This window comes from Mesorhizobium sp. B2-4-6 (assembly GCF_006442775.1).
Classification (GTDB): Bacteria; Pseudomonadota; Alphaproteobacteria; order Rhizobiales; family Rhizobiaceae; genus Mesorhizobium.
Window position 1 is genome coordinate 314,923 of sequence record NZ_VFVI01000007.1, and the last position, 6,013, is coordinate 320,935.

Here is a 6,013-nt window from a genome sequence, read left to right on the forward strand (position 1 = left end):
ATGCAGCTCTTTCCCTGTCCGTTCTGCGGGCCGCGCGAAGAAAGCGAATTCCACTATGGCGGCGAGGCCGGCAATCTCCGGCCCGACGGCAGCGACGTGACCGCGGAGCGCTGGGCCGGTTATCTCCACATGCGCGACAATCCGAAGGGGCCGACGCGAGAGATCTGGGTGCATATGACATGCGGCGAGTTCTTCGCGATGAGCCGCGACAGCGTCAATCACAAGGTGTCGGGCTCTTCCGTGCTCGGCGAAGCGGAGCACGGCGCATGAGCGCTTCCCGTCTCACCACCGGCGGCAGCGACATCGACCGCGACTGCCCGCTGAGCTTCACCTTCGATGGCAGGCGTGTCGAGGGTTTTGTAGGCGACACAATCGCCTCCGCCTTGCTCGCGAGCGGCCAGGCCGTGGTCGGCCGCAGCTTCAAATACCATAGGCCGCGCGGCATCTGGGGCTCCGGCGTCGAGGAGCCCAACGCGCTGGTCGATGTCGAGAGCGCGATCGGCCGCGTGCCGAATGCGCGCGCCACGACCATGCAAGCCGTCGACGGCATCAAGGTCAAGAGCGTCAACGCTTCGCCGACGGCCGAGACCGACCGCAACGCCGTTTTGGATCGCTTCGCCCGCTTCCTGCCCGCCGCCTTCTACTACAAGACCTTCATGTGGCCGGACTGGCACCTGTTCGAGCCGCGCATCCGCGCCATGGCCGGACTTGGCGTCGTCGATCCGGACTGGAAGCCGCGTCAGGTCTCGGACCAGGTCAACCATCATTGCGACGTCCTGGTGGTCGGCGCCGGGCCCGCAGGCCTTGCCGCGGCAGCCAGCGCGGCGGCGGCCGGCCACTCGGTCGTCCTGGTCGACGACAGGACGCATCCCGGCGGGTCGCTGCGTCATCGCGCCGGTGAGATCGATGGCGTCGAGGGCAAGGCGTGGGTCGACGCGACAGTTGCCAGGCTGAAGAGCGGTGGCCAACTCGTGCTGAGCGATACGACCGCGTTCGGCCTTTACGATCACAATCTGGTCGCGCTCAACCAGCGCCACCCCGACGGCAGGCCGGACACGCTTTGGCGCGTGCGGCCCCGCCGCGTCGTGCTGGCGACAGGCGCGATCGAACGGCCCGTGCCGTTCGCCAACAACGACCTTCCGGGAATCCTCTCCGCCGACGCGGCGCTCAGCTATCTGCGTCGGCATGGTGTGCTTGTCGGCCGCGAGATCGTGCTCGCGACCAACAACGATAGCGCCTATGAGCCGGCCTCCGCGCTCGCCGCGGCCGGCGCTTCGGTGACGGTGGTCGACTGCCGGCGCGACGGCGGTGTGCAAGGAAGAGCCGATATTCGAGTCGTGGCTGGGCGCACGATCAAGGCGGCGCGCGGGCGCAATGCCGTCCAGGGTGTCCTGCTGGACGACGGCACGACGCTTGCCGCCGATTGCGTTCTCGTCTCCGGCGGCTGGACACCCACAGTGCACTTGTTCTCGCAGGCGAAAGGCAAGCTCGCCTGGAGCAACCAACTTGCGGCATTCATCCCCGGCGAAGCCATCGACGGGATTGGCGTCGCCGGCGCCGTGGCCGGCACGGTCTCGCTTTCGGATGCCTTGGCCAGCGGCGCCGCGGCGCCCGGCGAGTTCGGCTCGTCGACGCCGGCGCCTCGCGGCACGGGGGCGGAAGCATCGCTCGGCGTCGTCAACCTGTGGCCGAAACCCAAGGCCAAGGGGCGCGTCTGGATCGACTACCAGAGCGACGTCACCGCCAAGGATGTCGAGCTCGCGGCGCGGGAGAACTTCGTCTCGGTCGAGCACCTGAAGCGCTACACCAAGCTCGGTATGGCGACCGACCAGGGCAAGACCTCGAACCTGAACGGTCTGGCGTTGCTGGCTGACATCACCGGGCGGGGCATCGCCGAAGTCGGCACCACGACCTACCGGCCGCCATTCACGCCTGTCCCGTTCGCCAGCCTTGCGGGATCGCGCCGGGGCAGCATGCACGCGCCGGTCCGCCGGCTGCCGCTGGAGGCAAACCATCGCGCCGCCGGCGGGGTGTTCCAGGAATATGGCGGCTGGCTGAGGCCTGCCTATTATGGCGGCGGTGAAGCCGACGCCTCGATCTAGGAGGAGGCGCGCCGGGCCCGGCGATCCGTGGCGCTGTTCGACGGCTCGACGCTGGGCAAGATCGAGGTGATCGGCCCGCGCGCGGCCGAGTTTGTCGACTTCATCTATTACAACACCATGTCGACCCTGAAGCCGGGCCATTGCCGCTATGGCTTCATGCTGTCGGAAAATGGCGTCGTCTTCGATGACGGCGTCCTGGTCCGCCTGGACGAGCATCGCTTCATCGTGTCCTGCTCGTCCTCGCATGTCGCCGCGGTCCACGCGCGCCTCGAGGAATGGCGGCAGGACCGCTTCGGCCGCGACGCGGTCTATATCCACAATGCCACCGCGCACCACGCCACCTTGACCGTTTCGGGTCCGAATGCGCGCCAGGTCGTGGAGGCGCTCGATCTGGGTGCAGCACTTGACGATGCCAGCCTGCCGCATATGGCCGTCGCCGCCGGCCGCTTTGGCGGCGACGAAGTGCGCATCGCCAGGGTCTCCTTCACTGGCGACCGCAGCTACGAGATCTCCATCCGCACCGACCGGGCAGAGGCGCTGTGGGCGAGGATGCAGCAGGAAGGCCGCGCCTTCGACGCCGTTCTGCTCGGGCTCGAGTCGCTGATGATCCTGCGCGCCGAGAAGGGATACATCGTCATCGGCAAGGACACCGACGGAACAACCATGCCGCACGATCTCGGCGTCGCCGGACCGCGGACCAAACGCGCCAACGAGTTCGTCGGCCGCCGCTCGCTTTTCACCGAAGCCGGCAACGGCATGGACCGCAACCAGCTCGTCGGTCTTGCGCTGCGCCAAGGCGAGGCGCCGCTGGCGACCGGCGCGCATGGCGTGGAGAAACGCGACGGCCGCCTCAGGAGCATCGGTTTCGTCACCTCCAGCTATCAGAGCCCGACCTTGGGACGCCCTGTCGCCCTGGCGCTCATCGAACGGGGCGCGGCGCGGCATGGCGAAACCATCGACGTTCAACATCTGGGTGTCGTGCGGCAGGCGACGATCGTTGCGCCTTGCGCCTTCGATCCGGAAGGGAGGCGGCTCCATGCGTAACCTTGCCGAAAAATGGCCGGCGGCGCCCGACTGGGCCACCGCCACGCTCAGCAAAAGCAGCGTCGGCGTGCGAACGCTTGGCGGGCTGAACCAGCTTCTGGTCAGCGGCGACCTTGCCGCCTGGTCGAAGGCTTCGGCGCTTGCCGGCGAAGGTGTCGGAGCCGGGGCAATTGCCTTCGGCGACAGATACATGGTGCGGATCGCGCGTGACCGCGTTCTTGCGGTCGGGGAACAGCCGTTCCCGGTTGCGGCCGGCTGGCACGCGGCCGGTTTCGCGGTGACGGCCATGGATGCCGGACTGCATGTCTTCGAGATCGAGGGGCCGGACCTGGATCGCCTGATCGCCAGGGGCACGGCGCTCGATCCCAGAGCGGCAAGCCGCTCGGCTTCGATCCTTTTTGCCGGCGTCGGCGTTCTCTTCTACCGGTTCGGGAACCCCCATCGGGCGCGTCTCCACGTCGACCGGGGCCTTGCCCCGTATCTTTGGGAGTGGCTTGAACAAGTGCAAGTATTGTAGCGTGGTGGTTTCAGGTCTATCTAGCCGGCGTTCAAACTTGGCCAGCCCGCTATGTTCTCCGATTCCAATGCTGATGAAGTCGTGCGGCGGTCCGGTCTGATCGGCAACACCAAGGTGACGCGCGAGGACTGGATGAACCTCGCGCTGGAGACGTTGATCTCCGAGGGCGTGGAGGCGGTGCGCGTGCTGGCGCTCGGGCAGAAGCTCAATGTCTCCCGTTCCAGTTTCTACTGGTACTTCAAGAGCCGTCAGGACCTGCTCGACCAGCTGCTGGACTACTGGCGCAACAACAACACCCGGTTCATCGTCGAGCAGGCCGGCCGGCCGGCCGCGTCGATCACGCAAGCCGTGCTCAATATCTTCGAGTGCTGGCTGGACGAAACGCTCTTCAATCCGCGACTTGACTTCGCCGTGCGCGCCTGGTCGCGCCAGTCCGCCGACGTCCACCGGGTCGTGAACGAGGAGGACGACGCGCGCGTCGAAGCCATCCGGGCAATGTTTTCACGGCATGGCTACGAAGCCACGGAAGCGTTCGTGCGGGCGCGCGTGCTTTACTTCACGCAGATCGGCTATTACTCGCTCGAGATCGTCGAGCCGGTAAGCAACCGTCTCTTCCTGACGCCGGCCTACCTGCTCACGCACACGGGCGAAGCTCCTCGCGAAGGAGAGGTGGAGGCCTTCGCCAAAAAGATGCTGCCGAGACGTCCCGGCTGAGCAGTCCCGCCATCCGCGATCACATCAATTCAGATCGCGTGGAAACCCCTTGACCTCTTGGCGGTCGAGCACGACCTCGTCGCCGGCGCGTGCGATGAGATGCGTTCCATGCGCCAGACATCGCCGGTGTGGATGGCGCACCGTCCCGTCGCGCTTTCGATAGGGCAGGCGAGTTGACCGAGGTCGCCGGAATTGAACATCTCGAAATAGCGACGCACGATGGCTTTGTTGGCTTCGGAGTCGGACATCGGCGGATCCTTCTTGGAACGGTGAGGCGGCTAAGCGCTTTGCGGATTTAGGATATGTTTTGCCGAGGCATCGCCGGCGGCGACCGCCTCATAGGCCTTCACCGCATCATCGAGCAGCCATGTCTTGACTGGCGACGGTCGCAACGCGCCGCTCTCGAAACCCGGCCGAAGCGCGTTCAGGATCGCCGCGATTTCGGCGCCTGTGAGCTTGGCGGTATCAATGCCGATCAAACGTTGCCGGTTGCGATAGAAATCCATCAGATCGAATTCGACGCGGCGCGAGCCGACGCTTGTGATCGCCACCTGGCGGCCGTCCGGACCCATCGACTTCATCGCTGGCTCGAAGACCGGCCCGCCGACGGCGTCCAGCACGAGATTCACACCTTTGTTGTCGGTCAGCGCCGCCACCATGGCGGGCAGGTCTTTGGTCTTCGTGTTGATGAAGACATCCGCTTCAGAATCCTGGCTCATGTTGATGTCGGCGCCGATCACGCGAGCCTTCTTCCAGTGCGCAATCTGGATCGCCGCGCGGCCAACGGCGCCGGACGCACCGGTGATGAGCACCGTTTCGCCGACCCGGATATCACCTGCCACCACAAGCGCGGACCACGCCGTGACAAAGGGGACGCCGACGGTGGCGGCCTGTTCCATCGACAGGTTCGCCGGCATCTCCGAAAGCCAATCTTCCGGCACGGCGACGAACTGGGCGTGGGAGCCGTCGCGGCCGATACCGAAACCGGCGCCGTTGCCCCATACCGACTTGCCCGCCCAACGGCTCGAAGCTGTCACGACCGTCCCGGCATAATCCCGGCCAGGCGTGCGCGGCAGCGTCGGACTGAACACGCCGGAGACAAACTTCACGTCGCTGGGGTTGATCGCGGAAGCATCCACTTTCACCAACGCCTCGCCGGCTTGCGGGACAGGCATGGCAATGTCCTCGACGCTCAGGACCGAGGGCGGACCAAAGGCTGAAAAGCGAACGGCGCGCATCGTCGTCATCACCAGTCTCCAGAAATGAGAACCTTCACCGGGCTACACCCCGACGCGGTTGAAGAGCGATCGAAGGCTGGAGGAAGTCATGCGGGCAGTAGCCATGAGGTCCGAAAGGGCGAAGCCCGCGGCAGCTTGGCTGCGGGCTTCGCTTGCTGTCAGGCACCGCCACGAGAGCCGAGCAACTGCCACTCCCAGGCGAGGCTTGTGCCGGTTGCTCCGCCATGATCGAGCAACACCTGGCCGAACGCCGGAACGGTGGTTTCCCGCGCCCAATCGCGCTGGAGTTCCGATGCAAACACCAGCCAGGTCAGCGGCACAGCGCCGGCCTGGATCATCCGTTGAACGCCGCGATCATGCGCTTCAGTACTGACGCCGCCGGAAGCGTCGGTCACAAA

7 protein-coding genes and 2 pseudogenes are annotated in these 6,013 nt (G+C 65.9%); 6 read left to right on the plus strand and 3 right to left on the minus strand.

What is annotated here, in order from left to right; all coding sequences use genetic code 11:
* The 6 genes and pseudogenes from FJ957_RS19630 (at position 1) to FJ957_RS19645 (ending at position 4,377) form a co-directional block, all read left to right on the plus strand.
* Positions 1–270, plus strand: a complete 270-nt coding sequence (locus tag FJ957_RS19630; RefSeq protein ID WP_140706143.1) for a sarcosine oxidase subunit delta — start codon at positions 1–3, stop codon at positions 268–270.
* The gene (locus FJ957_RS32470) at positions 267–2,102 is read left to right on the plus strand and encodes a 2Fe-2S iron-sulfur cluster-binding protein (protein ID WP_281407684.1); all 1,836 of its coding nucleotides are present in this window, start codon (positions 267–269) and stop codon (positions 2,100–2,102) included. The genes FJ957_RS19630 and FJ957_RS32470 overlap by 4 nt, the downstream gene beginning before the upstream one ends.
* A gap of 12 nt (positions 2,103–2,114) precedes the next feature.
* Positions 2,115–2,774, plus strand: a pseudogene (locus tag FJ957_RS32475) (aminomethyltransferase family protein); the annotation flags it as partial.
* Between the two features lie 84 nt (positions 2,775–2,858).
* Positions 2,859–3,146, plus strand: coding sequence for a glycine cleavage T C-terminal barrel domain-containing protein (locus FJ957_RS32480; RefSeq protein ID WP_281407685.1), 288 nt, complete (start codon positions 2,859–2,861; stop codon positions 3,144–3,146).
* Positions 3,139–3,663, plus strand: a complete 525-nt coding sequence (locus FJ957_RS19640; protein ID WP_140834223.1) for a hypothetical protein — start codon at positions 3,139–3,141, stop codon at positions 3,661–3,663. The genes FJ957_RS32480 and FJ957_RS19640 overlap by 8 nt, the downstream gene beginning before the upstream one ends.
* Before the next feature lie 51 nt (positions 3,664–3,714).
* A complete protein-coding gene (locus tag FJ957_RS19645) occupies positions 3,715–4,377 on the plus strand; it encodes a TetR/AcrR family transcriptional regulator (RefSeq protein WP_140834225.1) in 663 nt (220 codons plus the stop codon).
* Between the two features lie 29 nt (positions 4,378–4,406).
* Here the strand turns inward: FJ957_RS19645 and FJ957_RS19650 are convergent, their stop codons facing one another.
* The 3 genes and pseudogenes from FJ957_RS19650 to FJ957_RS19660 form a co-directional block, all read right to left on the minus strand.
* Positions 4,407–4,625 carry a hypothetical protein gene (locus FJ957_RS19650; RefSeq protein ID WP_140834227.1) on the minus strand — a complete coding sequence of 73 codons (219 nt, stop codon included), beginning with the start codon at positions 4,623–4,625 and terminating at the stop codon, positions 4,407–4,409.
* 30 nt (positions 4,626–4,655) lie between these two features.
* Positions 4,656–5,624, minus strand: coding sequence for a zinc-binding alcohol dehydrogenase family protein (locus tag FJ957_RS19655; RefSeq protein ID WP_140834229.1), 969 nt, complete (start codon positions 5,622–5,624; stop codon positions 4,656–4,658).
* Between the two features lie 149 nt (positions 5,625–5,773).
* Positions 5,774–6,013: pseudogene (locus FJ957_RS19660) on the minus strand (hydrolase); the annotation flags it as partial.